The organism is Nocardia nova NBRC 15556 (assembly GCF_001613005.1).
Taxonomy (GTDB): Bacteria; Actinomycetota; Actinomycetes; order Mycobacteriales; family Mycobacteriaceae; genus Nocardia; species Nocardia nova.
This window is the reverse complement of sequence record NZ_BDBN01000083.1, coordinates 26565-43388: the sequence shown is the minus strand read 5'-3', so window position 1 is coordinate 43388 and position 16824 is coordinate 26565. Positions and strand designations below refer to the sequence as shown.

Annotated in this window: 11 protein-coding genes; 1 reads left to right on the top strand and 10 read right to left on the bottom strand. The window is 68.5% G+C overall.

Features of this window, described 5'->3' with window-relative positions; all coding sequences use genetic code 11:
* The 8 genes from NN2_RS28200 to NN2_RS28165 all read right to left on the bottom strand — a co-directional run.
* The coding region (locus tag NN2_RS28200) for an N-acetylmuramoyl-L-alanine amidase (RefSeq protein ID WP_063017398.1) at positions 1-822 on the bottom strand (822 nt) is incomplete at its 3' end.
* Positions 823-1061: 239 nt separating this feature from the next.
* Positions 1062-1391, bottom strand: a complete 330-nt coding sequence (gene trxA, locus NN2_RS28195; protein WP_030514055.1) for a thioredoxin — start codon at positions 1389-1391, stop codon at positions 1062-1064.
* 55 nt (positions 1392-1446) lie between these two features.
* A complete protein-coding gene (gene trxB, locus NN2_RS28190) occupies positions 1447-2433 on the bottom strand; it encodes a thioredoxin-disulfide reductase (protein WP_063017396.1) in 987 nt (328 codons plus the stop codon).
* A 99-nt stretch (positions 2434-2532) separates the two neighbouring features.
* Positions 2533-3402: an RsmA family anti-sigma factor gene (locus tag NN2_RS28185; RefSeq protein ID WP_146100930.1), complete on the bottom strand. Its 870-nt coding sequence runs from the start codon at positions 3400-3402 to the stop codon at positions 2533-2535.
* 181 nt (positions 3403-3583) lie between these two features.
* Positions 3584-4147, bottom strand: a complete 564-nt coding sequence (sigM, locus tag NN2_RS28180; protein ID WP_030514058.1) for an RNA polymerase sigma factor SigM — start codon at positions 4145-4147, stop codon at positions 3584-3586.
* 271 nt (positions 4148-4418) lie between these two features.
* Positions 4419-8345 (bottom strand): murein biosynthesis integral membrane protein MurJ, encoded by a 3927-nt coding sequence (gene murJ / locus NN2_RS28175; protein WP_063017392.1) that lies wholly within the window; start codon positions 8343-8345, stop codon positions 4419-4421.
* 1036 nt (positions 8346-9381) lie between these two features.
* Positions 9382-11943 carry a DUF6049 family protein gene (locus tag NN2_RS28170; protein ID WP_063017391.1) on the bottom strand — a complete coding sequence of 854 codons (2562 nt, stop codon included), beginning with the start codon at positions 11941-11943 and terminating at the stop codon, positions 9382-9384.
* The gene (locus NN2_RS28165) at positions 11940-12476 is read right to left on the bottom strand and encodes an NUDIX hydrolase (protein ID WP_064923396.1); all 537 of its coding nucleotides are present in this window, start codon (positions 12474-12476) and stop codon (positions 11940-11942) included. The genes NN2_RS28170 and NN2_RS28165 overlap by 4 nt, the downstream gene beginning before the upstream one ends.
* Before the next feature lie 195 nt (positions 12477-12671).
* On the opposite strand from NN2_RS28165, the gene NN2_RS28160 reads away from it, so the two are divergent.
* Complete coding sequence (locus NN2_RS28160; protein ID WP_063017413.1) at positions 12672-14120, top strand: CCA tRNA nucleotidyltransferase; 1449 nt, start codon at positions 12672-12674, stop codon at positions 14118-14120.
* Between the two features lie 27 nt (positions 14121-14147).
* Here NN2_RS28160 and NN2_RS28155 read toward each other — a convergent pair whose 3' ends face one another.
* Positions 14148-14963 carry a hypothetical protein gene (locus tag NN2_RS28155; protein WP_063017389.1) on the bottom strand — a complete coding sequence of 272 codons (816 nt, stop codon included), beginning with the start codon at positions 14961-14963 and terminating at the stop codon, positions 14148-14150.
* Positions 14964-15043: 80 nt separating this feature from the next.
* Positions 15044-16654, bottom strand: coding sequence for a DUF4185 domain-containing protein (locus NN2_RS28150; RefSeq protein ID WP_063017411.1), 1611 nt, complete (start codon positions 16652-16654; stop codon positions 15044-15046).
* Between the last annotated feature and the right edge of the window lie 170 nt (positions 16655-16824).

Genomic DNA, 16824 nt, shown 5'->3' with positions numbered 1-16824 from the left:
CGAACTGAGATTCGCCGCACAGCGCAGCGAGATCATCAGATCCGCGTCGAAGGTGTTGGAGGTCTCGGCGCGTTCGGCGTCGGTCGGGTTGGCGCCCCACGGGCGGGACAGGAACGTCTCCATGCCGGTGGCGGCCATCCGGCCCTCGAGGCGGCTCGCCAGATCCCAGAGGATCTCGGACTCGTACACGTCGCCGAATTCCGTCGGCACGGCCAAACCCTTGTCCTCGCCGCCCATTCCGGGGTCGATGACGATGCGCTTTCCGGTCAGCTGCGGGCCGGCCCGGTGGACGACCTCTTCCTCGGCGATGCGATGCGGATTGCCGCCGGTGACCCGCGCTCCGAGCAGTTCCAGCGAGCGCAGGGTGTCCGGACCGCAGATGCCGTCCGCGGACAGGCCGATCTCGCGCTGGAAGGCCGTGAGCGCATCGTGGGTATGCGGGCCGAAGTAGCCGTCGATGCGATGGACGTAGAAGCCCAGATCCTGCAGGCGCCGCTGCAGGGTGGCGACATCGTCGCCGTACAGCGGCGCCGAGAGCTGATAGATCAGGGTCCGGGCGCCGAGGCGGTAGGACGCCTCCTTCAGCGCGCGATAGGTCGCGGGCCCGACGACGCCGTCGACCAGCAGGCCTCGCTGCTGCTGGAAAGCGCGTACGGCCGAATCGAGTTCACGATCGAAGACGGCGTCGGAATCCTTCCAGTACTCCCCCTGCCCACCGGACCGGTCGGTCCCGTGCGGGTGCGGATGGAATCCGAGACTTGCCAGGTTGCTCCGGACCTCAGCGACGGCTGGACCAGTATCGCCGTGACGAAGTCGGTGCATGCGTGAGAGCCCTTTCCTTCCGCCAACCCGGGTACCCACTTATGCGATGGCACACACCCTCGCACGACCGGAGCGTCGGTCGATTGTCTCAGACCCGAGCCGTATTTCGGCAATTCTCCGGGTGCCGAAATAGTACACAGCCATCGGGTCCCGGAGTGCCCCCTGGTTCGAACCGCATCGGGGCCCCGGGCCGGACACGCTCGCGACGTGCGGTAACCCAGGGCCTCGAACGGGACGACTCAGATGATGCCCTCGAGTTCGCGCAGCAGGGCGGCCTTACCCTTGGCACCCACGATGCGCTTGGCTTCCTTGCCACCGGAGAACAGGATCATCGTCGGCAATGCCATCACACCGTAGTCACGGGAGCTCGTGGGGTTGGCGTCGGCATCGACCTTCGCGACGGTCAGCTTGTCACCGTGCGCCGCGGCGATCTCCTCCAGCACCGGGGCGACCATCTTGCACGGACCGCACCAGGAGGCCCAGAAGTCGACGAGCACCGGCTTGTCGCTACCGAGCACATCCTGTTCGAAGGTGGCGTCGGTGACGGTCTTGGTGGCTGTTTCGGACATGCGGAACTCCTAGCGGTGTGCGATGACGCGATATTCGAAAGGCTTCGGGGGTGGATCAGCCGGCGGTCACTTCCACCGGGTTGCCGGCGTGATCGAGCGTGTTGCTGGTGATGTCGCCCTTCTCGGCGAGCCAGCGCTCGGCGTCGATCGCCGAACGGCAGCCGGTGCCGGCGGCCGTAATGGCCTGGCGGTAGGTGTGATCGACCAGATCGCCGGCCGCGAAGACGCCGTCCGCCGAGGTCGCGGTGCCGGGCTCGCGTACCTTCACGTAGCCCTCGGCATCGAGATCGACCTGGCCGCGGACCAATTCGCTGCGCGGGTCGTGGCCGATCGCCACGAACAGGCCGGTGGCCGCCAGCTCGGAGGTTTCGCCGGTCTTGGTGTCGCGCAGGGTGAGACTGGTCACGGCGGTGTCGCCGTGCACCTCGACCACCTCGGAGTTCAGCCGGAAGCGGATCTTCTCGTTCGCCTTCGCGCGCTCGAGCATGATGCGGGAGGCGCGGAATTCCTCGCGGCGATGCACGATGGTCACGCTGGAGGCGAATTTGGTGAGGAAGGTCGCTTCCTCCATCGCGGAATCGCCACCGCCGACCACGACGATGTCCTGGCCCTTGAAGAAGAAGCCGTCACAGGTCGCGCAGGCGCTGACCCCGCGGCCCAGCAGCTCCTGCTCCCCCGGCACGCCGAGATAGCGGGCCGCCGAGCCCATGGCCAGGATGATCGCGTAGGACTGATAGACCTCGCCGCCGACCGTGACCGACTTGATCGGGCCGGAGAGATCGATCGCCTCGACATCCTCGGTACGGATATCCGCGCCGAAGCGCTTGGCCTGCTCACGCATCTCTTCCATGAGATCGGGGCCCATGATGCCGTCGCGGAAGCCGGGGAAGTTCTCCACCTCGGTCGTCGTCATCAGCGCACCACCGAACTGGGTGCCCTCGAACAGCAAAGGTTCGAGCTCGGCCCGGGCAGCGTAGACCGCGGCGGTGTAGCCGGCGGGGCCGGAGCCGACAATGATCAGATCGCGTACAGGCGTGCTCATGATGCCCTTCCGAAGTGTGTTCAACAGGCGTGTCGGTCAACAACAGGGTAAACGTAGATGTTCCCGCCGCCGACCGGCTGTGGCCGAGGCCGCGCGCTGTCAGCCGATATCACGCATATCGAGGATCTGCGGATCCGCTGGGCTGCAACCGGTCCGCACGACCAGTGCAGTGATCTTTGGTGGACGCGGGCCGGTGAGCAGAATCAACACGGCCGATTCACCGCGATATGTGACATTCGTCGAGCCGAGCACCGTGCGGTCCGGGACCGCGGCCTTCACACACCCGGCCATCGCGCCGGGGCCCGACAGCGGGCCGGTGACGTCGTTGCGGCCCATGGCACTGAGTACGGCCGCGGAGGACAGCTCGTCGTCGAGGGCGACGCTGGTGCCGTGTTCGGCGGGCAGTGCGTTCGGCCTCACCGTGCGATCGGTCGCCGCGTCGACCGCGACCAGGGTTCCGGCGATGACGGCCACCGCCGCCGCGGCCGCGGTGAACCAGCGCAATCGCTTCGTGCGGTGACCCTCCAGAGAAATCGGCTCGTCCGGTGACGCCGTGCCCGGGACGTCGGCGTCCGGCGGCAGCGGCTCCTCGGGAACCGGCTCCGGCGGTATCGCGTCGAGAGCCGGCATCGGACGGGTCGAGGGTGGCTCACCGTCCGAGCCGTCACGGTGGAGCTGATGGACGGTGGCGACCGGTTGCGGCTGCTCGCCGCGGGACAACTGGTCCAGCAGCGCGTCCAGCCGGGCCGCGACCTCGGTCGGTATCGGGTGCAGGATGCGATCGTCCAGGCTCAGCGCGCGTAATTCGGCGCTCACGCCGTCGAGCGAGTGCAGAAAACGGACGGCGTCGGGGTCCCGGCGAACTTGTGGCCACAACAGCTCGGCCTGCTCCGGAGGGACGTTGTCGGCGTGCAACTCGGCCAGCAGATCGGTGGAGAACGGAGGGCGCGGCACGGAACGGGCTGCCATCACACCTCCTGTGTCCGCTTCGTCGCCCCACACCCCGGAACGGCGTCGCCGCGCGGCGAATTCGCCCTTGTCGTCCATCGCCTCTCCGGGTCCGGCCTCATGATGTAGCGCCTGTCATCGCAGCGATGCGGAGGCAGGCACAACGAATATTTGTCCGTCTGTTAGTAAAGACGCTTCTCGGCTACGTCCGGTTCCCCGGATTTCGCAGGAATTCCAATTCCTGTTCCAGCCGTTTTCGGCCACGGGCGCAGCGACTTTTGATCGTCCCCTCGGCGACGCCCAGCAACTGCGCCGCTTCCGCTACGGTATACCCTTCCATGTCGATCGCAACCAGCGCTGCTCGCTGATCGGGCGGCAGCGTGAACAGGGCCGCGGCAACGACCATTTTCACCTCGCGCTGCGCGATGTCGTCGCGTTCCATTGCGGGTTCTGCCACCGATTCGTCCGACAGTGACGTCGCGGGACGGGATTTGTTGCGCCGCATACGATCCAGGCATGCGTTGACCACGATGCGATGCAGCCAGCTGCGTACCTCCGCATCCCCGCGGAAGGTGGCGGCATTGCGATGCGCGGACAGCAGCGCGTCCTGCAGCGAATCGGCGGCATCTTCCGGAGTTCGGCAGGTGCGCAGTGCCAATTGCCAGAGCCGGCTGTAATGGCGGCGGAACAGAATGCCGAAAGCGTCGCGGTCTCCGGCGACATGGGCGGAAAGCAATTCGAAATCGGTGGTTTCGTCCGGATCGATCGAGCGACGACGAACAGCAGACGACTCCGGTGTCCCCCCACTGGCGATCGCTTCGAACGACACACAAACCCCTTGGACAGCGCTCACGGCGGCGCGAAGTCCTACACCGGACCGGCCGCAAATTCCGCATCATCCAGGACCGAGACACCAGATCCCAGGAAGCTCCCCTGCTGAGAGCGCGCTGTGAATCATAACGTTTATTACGAATCGGTAGCAACCAGAGCGAGGTGATATCACGGGCCGGAACAACCGCCGGCCGCGACGGCAGGAATCAGGAAGCTGCCTCGAAGTGAATGTCGCCGATCGACGACTGGAACTGGCCGCCGTTGTTGGCCAGCTGGGTGATCCAGATCAGGATGTAGCGGGCCGGCTGGTCGGACTGCACCGGGATCGTGGTGGTGCCGTCGGCCAGGGTGGCCTGGCCGACGAGCTGGGTCTGATCCAGGGTGGGAACCGCGGTGGGCGAGGTACGCACCTCGACCACCGTGCCCGGCGACGCGGAATCGATGACGACCTTGCTCACCTTGCTGGGCCCGGGCAGCGTCGCGAGCACCCCGATCCCCTTCTTCAAGGCCGGGAACTGCTGGAAGTACTGATCGGTGTGCCAGGTGGTGGTCGGATTGCCGTCCAGCAGGGCCGACACGTTGCCGGGACTGTCCGGGGTCCCCTCCGGGGAGTACACCGAGACGCCCGTCGCCTGCAGCGGAAGTCCGGCGGCCGTGGTCGGCGCGGGTCCCGCTGTCTGCGCGGCCGGCGTCGTCGGTGCGACGCTGGCCGTGGTCAGGCCCAGTTTGCGCTGTTCGTTGAGCGGTTCGTCGGCCGAACCCGGCGCGAAGATACTCAGCAGCCACCAGATGATCACGCCGACGACCAGCGCCGCGAGCACACCCAGAGCGACCAGGATCCACAGCATGCGCTGCGACCGCTCGCGCTCGGCGGCGAGCAGTTCCGGATCGGCGAGGCTTTCGTCCGGATTCGCGACCGCGCGCTGGCCCAGGCGCAGGACCGGGATGAAGTCGGTCTTCTGGTCGACGACCGAGGCCTGCTCGAGCACGTGTTGCACGGTCGCCGCCGTACGCACGCCCTTGTCGGCCTCGAGCGAGCGGACGGCCACCGCGGAGATCTCGAACGGCACTTCGGGGCGAATCTGGCGCGGTTCCACCGGAGAGCCGTCGCTTCCGAAATCGGCCAGCTTCAGCCCGCCGACGGTCGCCGCCGAACCGGTGACACCGCCGGTGCGGATCGGCCAGCGGGCGGTGATCAACGCGTAGAGCATCGCGCCGAGGCCGCGCACATCCGATTGCGCGTCGGAATCGGCCAAGGTGCCCGGGAAGGCCAGCACCGCATCGCCGGACGCGCTGATGCGTACCCGGTCCGGATGGTCGATCGAGAGCGATCCGCCGCCGCGATGGGCCAGTTCGGCCGCCGCGGCCAGGGCGCGGATGGCCCGCGCCGCGCCGATCGGCGAGGGCTGGGTCTCGGCCATCTCCCGCAGCGAACGGCCGGGAGTCCACTCCGCGACCACGATGCCGCCGGAACTGCCGCGCACCACGTCGAGCACGCGGGCCAGGCCGGACGAGTTGATCCGGCCCAGGCGCAACGTGCGCGAGAGGATGGCCTGCGGGCCGTCGTGGCCGGGATTGTCGGCGGCCTTCTGATCGGCATCGACGAAGGTGAGCGCGACCTCACGGTCCAGTTTCACATCCAAGGCCTGCCAGAACCGCAGTCCGCGCGCGCCGCCGTGGTCGGCGAGCAGCCGATAGCGGCCACCCGCCACGGAGGCGCCCGGAATCAGTTTGGGACCGCGCGGCACCCGCCGGGCCGGCGGTTCCACCCGCATCGGGGGCATCTCCGGCGAACCGACCGGCAGCATGCCGGTGTCGTAGGCCGGATCCCGCGGCGGCACCGCCGCGGGCGGCACTGCTTCCGCGCCGTTGCCGCCCACCGCGTCCGCGGCGTTCGGCGCGTCGGGGGCATCCCCGTGCACACCGGCCTCGGCGTCGGGCGCCGCAGCGGCGTTCGACGTTTCCGTATGGTCGGATGCGGAGTCCCGAGTGCGGTCGGCCGGCGGAACACTCCCGGGTGGGACGTCGTCGGTGCGCACTGCGCCTGCCGCGTCGGCAGCCTCGGCGGAAGGCTGGCCCTCCGCCGCGTCGTCGCTCACCCTCGCTCCTCCTTCGCCCTGATATGTCGAAGTTTGTGGCGCCGGTGCAGCACCGGCATTTGCGTTTCTCTGCCGAACAGGGTACGGGAACTCGCCCTGAGCGGTGCGGTCAACCGCACCAGGACGGATTACCGGCAACACCATGGTCTGGGCGTCGGTATACGGGTCGTAGCGGTAGTAGTACGGAGCTGCGAGATCCGGGCGCGGCAGCACCATCGTGTCGTGCATATCGGCCGCGGTGTCGTCCAAGCCGAGGTCGGGCGCCGGCGGCGTGAAGCCCAGGCGGCGCGACACCGCGACCGTGAGCGCGACGATCTCCGGCACTCCGGCGAGGCGCATCAGGCCGAATGCGACGCCGAACATGACGATCGCGTCCAGGCCGACCCGCAGGACCGAGGCGAGGCCGCCGTCGAGCCGCGACAGGCCCAGCACCTGATCCATGATCAGCGTCACCGCCGCGCCGGCCACCGAGGCCAGCACGACCCGGGTGACGGTGCGGCCGACGTTGGCCATGCGCAGGTCGCCGAGACTGCGGTGCAACAGCCAGCCGCCGATCACCGCGCCGGTCACGAAGCCCAGGCCGTTGGCCACGCCCAGGGCGATGACCACGTGATCGTCACTGAAGAACACCGGCGTGAGCAGCGACAACACGATCTTGACGCCGGTGATGCCGAGGATGATCCAGGTGGGCGTCCAGGCCTGTTCCCGCGCGTAGAACACCCGCAGATGAATCAGCACCAGCGCGTACGGAATCAGCGTGAACGCCGACCAGGAGACCGCCTCGCCCAGACGGCCCGCATCCGAACTACCGAAATGGCCGTATCCGTACAGCGCCTGGCCGATCTGCGGACCCGCGATGGTGAGGAAGGTGACCACCGGGACCAGCGAAATCATGGTCAGACGGGTGGCGACGCCGAGGTCGTCGACGACCGCCGGATTGTCGTCGGCGGCGGCATTGCGGCTCAGCCGCGGCATGATCGCGGTCAGCAGGGTCACGCCGAGCACGCCGTACGGCAGCTGAAGCAGCAGCCAGGCGTTCTGATAGATGGTCGGGCCCGCGACATCGGCGTGCGAGGAGACCCGGGTGGCGATGGTCCAGCCGATCTGGCTGATGAACACGTACAGGATGATGGCCGCGCCCATTCCGGCGAACTGCTTGAGCCGGGCGTCCACCCCCCACAGCGGGCGCAGATCGATCCCCAGCCGCCGGATGGCCGGCAGCAGGCTCACCATCTGAACGATGACACCGACGGTCACACCGACGCCGAGGACCAGCAGCTTCGGATCGCTCATCCGGACCGGATCGAGGCTGATCTCACCCGGCGTCACCGCGTACAGGGTCAGAATCGCCAGCACGACCACGTTGTTCAGCACCGGCGCCCAGGCGCCCGGTTTGAACACCTGATGTGTGTTCAGGATCGCCATGAGCAGGCCCGACATCCCGTAGAAGAGGATGGCCGGCAGCAGCAGGAAGGCGAGCGCCGTGGTCAGCGCGGTATTCACCTTGCCGTCGTGGGACAGGAAGATGTGGGTGGTCATCACCGGCGCCGCGGCGACGGCGAGGACGGTTCCGATGGCCAGCACCGTGAATGCCGCGGTGACCAAGCGGCGGACGAAGGCGGCGCCGCGGTCGGCGTCCTCTTTCTCCGCGCGGACCAGGGTCGGCACCACGATGGCGGTGAGCACCGCGCCGAGCAGTAGCTCGGAAATCATGGTCGGGATCGTGCTGGAGACCGTGAACGCACTGGCGATGGCCGGGCCGAGAACGGTGACGAGCAGCAGTTGCTTGACGAAGCCGGTGATACGGCTGACCAACGTGGCGACTGCGATGGACCCGGAATCGCGGACCAATCGCGAAGTCGACGACTCTTCCGGTTCCTGCTCGATCACGGCCTGCTGGGCGGTGCGAGGACCTGCCGAATCACCGCGCGCGCGTGTCGGCCGTGGCGTATCGGGGCGCGCCGCAGCCGGACGCTCCGCTGCCGGCCGACGACGCGGCTCGGCGGTCTCGGAGGGCGGGATCTGGCGCGGCATCGCCCGCTCCGCGCGGGGCGGGCGAGGGACTCGGTCGACCGGACCGCTCGGCGGGCCCGGCGGATAGGACCGTCGCGGATCCGCACGAGGCACGTCCCGGCGCGGGGTCTCCCGATTCTGAGACTCGCGGTACTGAGGTTCTCGGTACTCGGGGTCTCGGTACCGGGATTCCTGGTCGGAGGGATCGACCGGCGGGCGCGGGCCGCGCTGCGGTGGACGGGGCCGTCCCGGCGGCGGGGTGTCCTGCTGCGGGCGAGCACCGCGATGATCCGTCGGGGGCACTTGACGGAACGGCTCGCTCGGCGGGGCGTTGGGGGGTAGCGGCGGGCGCGGCGCATTCGGCGGCGTCTGGCGGATGGGCGCGCTCGGCGGGCTCTGCCGGCGCGGTGGATTCTGCGGGCCCGGATACCGGGACCCGTCGGGCGGGTTCGGCGGTCCCGGACGAGGCGCTGCTCCCGGCGGAACCTGGCGCGGGACGGCACCCGGTATCGGGCGCATGGGTGCGCTGGGCGGCGTTTGCCGGCGCGGCGGCGGTGTGGGCCGGGCCCCGTTCGGGCCGGGCATCCGGCCGGCCGGGGGTACCTGTGGAATCGGGCCGCTGAGCGGTCGCCGCGGATCGGCCGGATCGGGGCGGGCCTCGTTCGGCAAGCGATGCGGCGGCGCGCCGTTGGGCACGACACCGTTGGCGCCCGAGGGCGGCATCGAGGGATCGGGACTCAGCCGACGCGGTCCACGCTCCCACGGCGCGGCGGGTGCGCGTCGCGGAAACTGCTCGTCGTCGGCCTGATCGGGCACGACGGGGCCGTCGTACTCGGTCACCGGACCTCCGGTCTGCTCGGCATTCGGGCCGGCCCGTGAACCACACGGTCGGCACAACGAGCCGCTGCGCGATTGTCGCTCACTGTGCCCGGCGATCTGCGGGACACCCGCACCCGGTCGGCACAGTAAGCCGCTGCGCGATTGTTGCTCACTGTGCCCGGCGATCTGCGGGACACCCGCACCCGGTCGGCACAGTAAGCCGCTGCGCGATTGTTGCTCACTGTGCCTCCTCTTCCTGCAGTACTCGTTTGCGGGCGCGCAGGTATCGGTTCAGCCTGCGTCGTTTTCCGGGGTCCAAACCCTTGTCGGCCGGATCCGGCTGTCCCCGGAAGCGGCGCCACAAGCGGCGACCGGCGAGCAGGAACAGCAGTGCACCGGCACATGCGGTAATTATCGCCAACGCTTGACCGTAAGCGTTCGAACGTACCGAAACCGAGGTGGCGTTGCCGAGAGGCACTCCGGCCGGTGTGGTAAGGGATATCGGAATCACCAGGTTACGGCTGTCGCTCACCTTGGTCGGGATCTGGAACGACCGAGTACCCTCTGCCGGAAGCTGCTGCTCACCGATATCGGTGATATTCGTCTCGGCGGGCGCCCCGATCTTGAACCGGATCCGGATCGCGACCGGCAGATCGTTGCGTGCGACCAGCAGCAACGGGCTCTGCTCCGAGGCCAGCGTGTAGACCCCGCCCGGCGGCAGCACACTCACCGAGGAGAACAAACCGTCCATGGTCCGGGTGGTCTGTTCGAGTCGTCGTTGCGCGACGGTATCGGCTTGCGAATCGGTGCCGGTGCGATCCGAGAGCGTCAGCACCCGGATCAGATCGTCGCGCAGCGGCGTGAGGAACGTCCGCGGCGTCGGCTCCTGCTGAGGGATCTCCACCAGGGCGCTCATCAGATCGTCGATCCGATGCTCCTGCTGCCCAACCGGCGCGACGAATTGGTCCGGCACCGCCTGCGCCACCGCATCACCGGAGTAGTCCAGGTCGTACGGGCGCGGATCGACCGGCTGGGCCAGCAGATCGGCGAACGAACGCGGTGTGGCCAAACCGCTGCGGAACATCAGCTCCAGATGCGAGAGCAACGCTCCGGCCTCGTCGCGGTCGGCGCCCCACTGTTGCGGCGGCATCAGCAGGGTCGCCCGGGGGCGGGTCTCGGTCGTATTCAGCACCGGCCAGGTCAGCGCGCCCAGTGCGTCCTGCAGTCGAGCGGTGCGGGAGTCGTTGGTGACCGCGTAACGCACCCGGTCGGGAGTGAACGCCGGAGTCGGCGGATTCGATCCGACCGCGGCCAGCGCGGTCGCCGACCACATGTCGAAGGTGGCGACCCTCAACCCGGAATCGGGCGCCGGCGGCGTGAGTTCGGGTTTGGCCGGCGCGGTGGCCGGCAGGCGAACCATCTCCGGCACCACCGGTGCGATATCCGCGGCGACGGAGGCGGTACTGCGCACCGTCGCCTCGCCTCGCCCGGAACCCGTTGCGGCGCTGACGGAACCGCCCTCGGCCACGGCATTTCCCGAGAGAACGGCGGTCGTGAAACCGCGCTCGGTCAGCATGGCCGCGGCATCGGCTCCGATGGCTCCGGAGGCGGGCAGGCTCACACCGCGCACGGATTTGACCGACAGCAGCGAATCGACGATATCCGCGGGTGCGGTGATCGCGCGGGCGACCAGATCGGCATCGTGGACGCCGGCCAACGCGGTCGGGTCGACCTGCGCGAACGGCAGCGCCACCGTGCACATCGTCGGCGCCAGCGCACGCAGCCGGTCGAGCCAGGTCCGCGCGGCCTGCGGGCCGGTTCCGTCGCGCGTCGGCCCGTCCGGATCCGACGGCGAGGCCAGCACCCGGTATCCCTCGGTCATCCTCGACACGGTGAGCAGCAGATCCGGGTCCACGGCCAGGCACAGCGATCCGGCCAGCCCGGCGCCCGAGCGGCCGGAATCGTGCGAGGGGTCGGGCCGCAGCGCCGACTCCAGCGCCGAGAGCAGCTGATCCAAGCGGCCACCCGCGGCGAGCTCGCCGGCCAGTTCGTCGTCGGTGAGCAGCGCCTTGCCGTCCACCGACCCGGGAATGCCCGCGACCATGCGGGGCCGATCGGCCAGGGGCCACAACATGGTGGTGGCCACCGGCGGCTGCGGTGCGGCCGGAACCGGCTGTGCGCCCTCCGCGGCGGCATCGGCGCCGTTCGGCAGGGCGGGCAGGCCGAGCACCGGCAGCAGGAACCGCGCATCGTCGAGATGTGCCTGATTGCCGTAGGCCGGTTCGCCGTTCACATTCAGCAGCAGCGGATACACGCCCGGTTCGGTGATGCCGAGCGAGTCGGTGACCGGCGGATTGGCGGCCGCGTTGGACATGCCCTCGCGCACCCCGATCCGCAGGGTGAACTGTTTGCGCTGCCCGGGCCCCAGCTGGTCGGCGACGTCCTGGAACTGTGCGCTGACCGGAAAATTCGATTGATCCTGACGCAGCGTGGACCGCAATTCGCTGGGTTCGGCGATGGCCGCCCCGCGCTGCACCCGCACGCTGACGTCGTCCACCACGCGATCGCCGATGTTGGTCACCGTGCCGGTCAGCGCGAGGACGGAATCGCTGGTGGTGGTGATCGTGCTCGGCGACACCGAATCGAGCGTGAGCTTGAGGAATTTCGGCGCGGCGGTCGAACCTCCCGACCCGGAGGGCTGCGCATGGCTCGACCCGGCCGACGGCACGCTCAATACGGCGAGCGCCAGCGAGACGAGCAGCAGCACCCAGCGGTGCCCACTGCGACTCGCACGCGTCATTGTCTGCCGCTCTCCATCCGATCTATCAGCCGATTCGCGACCTCGGCCAGACGCCGCTCGTCGGCGTAGGCGAGCCGGGAATCGAGTTCGCTCAACGGCACCCAGGCCACCTTGGTGACCTCGACGTCGGCATCGGAGAGCTCACCCCCCAACGACCGCATCAAGTAATGGTGCACGGTCTTGTGTACCCGACGGCCTTCGGTGACGAACCAGTAGTCGATGCTTCCCAGTTCCGCGACCACCCGGCCGTTGATACCGGTTTCCTCGGCGACCTCTCGGACGGCGGTCTGTTCGGCCGTCTCCCCCTCCTCGATGTGGCCCTTCGGCAGCGACCACAGCAGCCGGCCGCGGCGGTCGGTGCGCCCGATGAGCGCGGCGCAGCGCTGTTCGGCGGGGCCGTCGAGTCCGTCGACGACCAATCCGCCCGCAGAGGTTTCCCGGACGGTGCGCATGCGAGGTTTCGCCGCATTACCGGCCGAACCGCGGCGCCGGGGCTGGCGGCGTCGACTGTTCGCGCGATCGGCCGGAGACACCGGGTCAGTCTAGCCGCGCCGGATCGATGCACTGAACGTGTTCGATGCCGAGTGTCATGCCGCGCCGCGGTGGTGTCGTCCGGCCGGTCCGGGCGGGTACCGGCGGGTGCGTACCAACTAAGCTGCGTTTCCGTGGTTTCGCCGAAGTCCGTTGACGCAGAAGTGGAGGACGGCACACAAGTGAAAGGAAGGGCCGTGTCCGACCCCGACCATGATCGCCGGACGCGATTGCTTGCCGCGGCGGCGATCACCCTGGGCCGGCTCTCGGATGTGCTGATTCCGCTGGGCGGCCTGTTCGCCGCGCGCGGGCACGAGCTGTACCTGGTCGGCGGTAGCGTGCGCGATGCGGTGCTGGGCCGGCTCGGCACCGATCTGGACTTCACCACCGACGCGCGGCCCGAGGTCGTGCAGGAGATCGTGCGTGGCTGGGCCGACAACCTGTGGGACACCGGCGGTTTGGCGTTCGGCACGGTGAGCGCGTCGAAATCGGGCTGGCAGCTGGAGATCACCACCTTCCGCAGCGACAGCTACGACCGCGTCTCCCGCAACCCGGAGGTGACCTTCGGCGACAACCTCGAGGGCGATCTGGTTCGCCGCGACTTCACGGTCAACGCCATGGCCGTGCGCATCGGCGGGGCCGGTGAACTGGAATTCGTCGATCCGCTCGACGGCATGGACGCGCTGCTGGCCGGAGTGCTGGATACGCCTGCGGCGCCGGAGGATTCGTTCAACGACGATCCGCTGCGCATGCTGCGCGCCGCCCGCTTCGTCTCCCAGCTCGGCTTCGAGGTGGCGCCGCGGGTGCGAGTGGCGATCGCGCTGATGGCCGACGAGATCCGCCGCATCACCGCCGAGCGGGTCCGTACCGAACTGGACAAGCTGATCGCGGGTGAACATCCGACCGACGGCATCGACATCATGTGCGAGACCGGGCTGGCCGAACGCGTACTGCCCGAGGTTCCGGCGATGAAACTGGAGATCGACGAACACCATCAACACAAGGACGTCTACCAGCATTCGCTGACCGTGCTGCGCCAGGCCATCGACCAGGAGCAGGGCGATCCGGATCTGGTGCTGCGCTGGGCCGCGCTGCTGCACGACATCGGCAAACCGCCGACCAAGCGCAACGAGCCCGGCGGCGGCGTCAGCTTCCACCACCACGAGGTCGTCGGCGCGAAGATGGTGCGAAAGCGCATGCGCGCCTTGAAATATCCGAAGCAGTTCACCGAGGACGTGGCGCGGCTGGTATATCTGCACCTGCGGTTCCACGGCTACGGCAAGGGCCAGTGGACCGACTCGGCGGTGCGCCGCTACGTCACCGATGCCGACGATCTGCTGCCGCGGCTGCACAAATTGGTGCGCGCCGACTGCACCACCCGCAACAAGCGCCGCGCCGCACTGTTGCGCTCGACCTACGACGACCTGGAAGCCCGGATCGAGCGCCTGCAGCAGGAGGAGGATCTGCAGCGGGTGCGCCCGGATCTGGACGGCAACGCGATCATGGAACTGCTCGGCCTGGAGCCGGGGCCGCAGGTCGGCCGTGCCTGGCGCTATCTGAAGGAACTGCGGCTGGATCGCGGCCCGCTCACTCGCGACGAGGCCGAGGCCGCGCTGCTCGAATGGTGGAACGCCGGCGGACAATAGCGTCCGGAATCGGCGGACCGAAACGCCTCAGAACACGATCAGCGTCGTGCCGGCGACGATCGCCGCCCGCATCTGCCCGAGGTCGAACGAGCCGGTGATCTGCGACAGTTCGAGCCGGAAATGCACCCGGTCGCCCTGCCGGTCGGCCCGCACGATGCGTACGTCGTTGGGCAGGTCCGAGAGGGTGACCGGCGCCACCGTCACCCAGCGCCGCGGCACCCGGACGCCCGACCAGGCGGCCTGATGGACCGCGATCGTGACGAGGTTGTCACTGATCGCGGCGTCGACCAGCGCCTGGAATTTCCGGGTGCGATGACGCGCGCTGATCAGTCCGCTCGGATGCACCTCGAACCGCCAGTCCAGCCGCTTCTCGTTGAGCCACTCGACCAGGGCCACGGTCGTCACGGTGCCGGTGACGTCGAGTCCCGCGGTGCGCACCTTCGTCGGGACGCCCGGGATCAGCCGCACCCCGTGCGCGATCACCGTCATCTCCTCGATCGGATGCCCGTTCCAGCGCAGCTCGGTAAGTACCGTCTTGGTCTGGAAGTGGGCGCCGCGGCGGCGCACCTTGAGGGTTTGCAGAATCGCGGTCAGATCGTGTCCGAGCAGGGTCGCGGTGACCTCCCGGCCGCCGAAGCGACTCAGAATCCCCTCGCTGAGCAGCGTCATCAGCACATCCGGCATGAGTGCGGTGACCGTACCCGCACCGAGATCCGCCACCGGGTCGAGCCAGGCGGTGGTGAAAGCCGTCCACTGATCCAGCAACTCCGGGTCGAACAGCCGCCGGCCGAGGTCCACTGCCCGCGACGGCGACCAGGATTTGGGATCGAAATAGGTGGCCATGATTGATTCGAGAGTACTGGCCGCCGGTGAATACGCCAGGGGCTGTGGATGACATTTCCCGATCGGGCGGCGGCGCGGACCTACGGATCGGCGGGTTCCGGGTCGTTCAGCGTCGCGTGCATCAGGTAGACGTTGTAGCTGTCCCAGGCCGACATCGTGAAGTAGAGGTCCTTACCCGTCGACCAGGGGTGGATGAATCCGCCGTAGGCCTTCGGGTAGTCGTTCGTATCGGCCAGCAGCGTGCCGTCGGTCCAGGTCCCCTGCGGTTCGGTCGCGGTGCGCAGCACGATCGCATGCCGAGCCGGGTCCAGGTAGACCATCTGCCACTGTTTGCTCGAGTCGTCGTAGCGCACCGACAGTTCGCCCGCGATGCCGGGTATGAGCGGCGTCGCGCGGTTCTCCTGCGCCGGCGCCCAGGTCCCGTCGACCCAGTACTGATACGCGGACTTGTTCAGTACCTCTTTCTTCGGCACCCGCGCCAGGCCGATCATGCCGATGCGGCCGTTGGGCGTGCCGAACATGTAGACGTAGTCGCCGTGCGGCACCATCGTCGTGACCTGGAAGCGATCGATGCCGAACATGTTGTCCCACTTGGCGTACTGATCCTTGACCCAGGTGCTGCCGCCGTCGTCGGAATAGGCCAGACCACCGTTGTTGGTCCACCACATCCCCGGAATCTTGCTCCAGTGATTGACCGACATGTAGCTCATGTACTGCCGGTCGCCGAGTGCGAATCCGGAGGTCGGGATCACGGTGGTCTCGAAGTTCTTGATCTTGCGACTGTTCAGCAGTTCGGCGGCGTGGCAGCGGCTGTCCTGCACCATGTCGTCGATGATCAGGCCCTTGGACAGGTCCCGTTCGGAGCTGAAGCCGAGCACGTTCGAACGCCAGTCCGGTCCGCCGACCTGGCCGTACTCCCAGCCCTTGCCGAAGGTGTCGCCGAACACCACCGCGACCTGGCCGGGCTTGGTCTCCCACATGATGCCGAGGTCGGTCCCGTCGACCTGCCAGCGCATATCGGTGCGGTTGACCGAGCCGTGGCCGGTCACCTGATTGACCAGCTTCACGTTCTCGACCGTGCGCGGTGCGGGTGCTTCGACGACCGCGCCCGGGTCGATCGACGGGTGCACCGGATGCGGCGGGGTTTCCGGTGCGGGCGGCTCGCCCCCGGGAATCGGGATCGGGATCGGTTCGGGTTCCGGATTGATGTTGATGTTCGGCAGATTGAACGGACCGGAATTCGACCCCGAGCCCGTGCCGGACCCGGAACCGGTGCCCGAGCCGTTGTTCGAGCCACCGTTCGAGCCGGATGCCGAACCGGAGTCCGGTGCGGGCTCGCCCGGCGCGGAAGGGTCCTCGGCCGGCGGTGGTTTCGGCGTATCGCGAATATCCGGGCACGGGTTGCGGCACGGGTCCGCGGGCAGAGGCTGCGGCACGATGCGGGTGTTGTCCGGTCGCGGGCCCGGCACCGGCACGGGCACGATCTCGGGCACCGGCACCGGAATGTCGATTCGCGGCGGAAGGATCGGCGGCGCGGGCGCATTCGGATCGGGCTGGCGGGCCAGCGGATCGAATCCCGTTTCGCCGCAAACATTCTTCGGCGGTGGCGCCCACGGCGCGAGTTCGGCCGAGGCCGGGACGGGGGCAACCGTGCCGAACAACAGCAGTCCGGTGACCGCAGGCGTGAAAATTGCCGAGGCGCATCGCTTTCCGGTGCGGGTGGAGCCGCGCGCCGCCGCCGGTCGATCGGCAGCCGCTCTCCCCGTCGCGTTGTTCCCGAACACCGCACTCCTCGACTACCACTCGCACCGCTGGTGACATGCACTGTCAGTCACCGCATCAGCTGGGACCGAGCACAGCG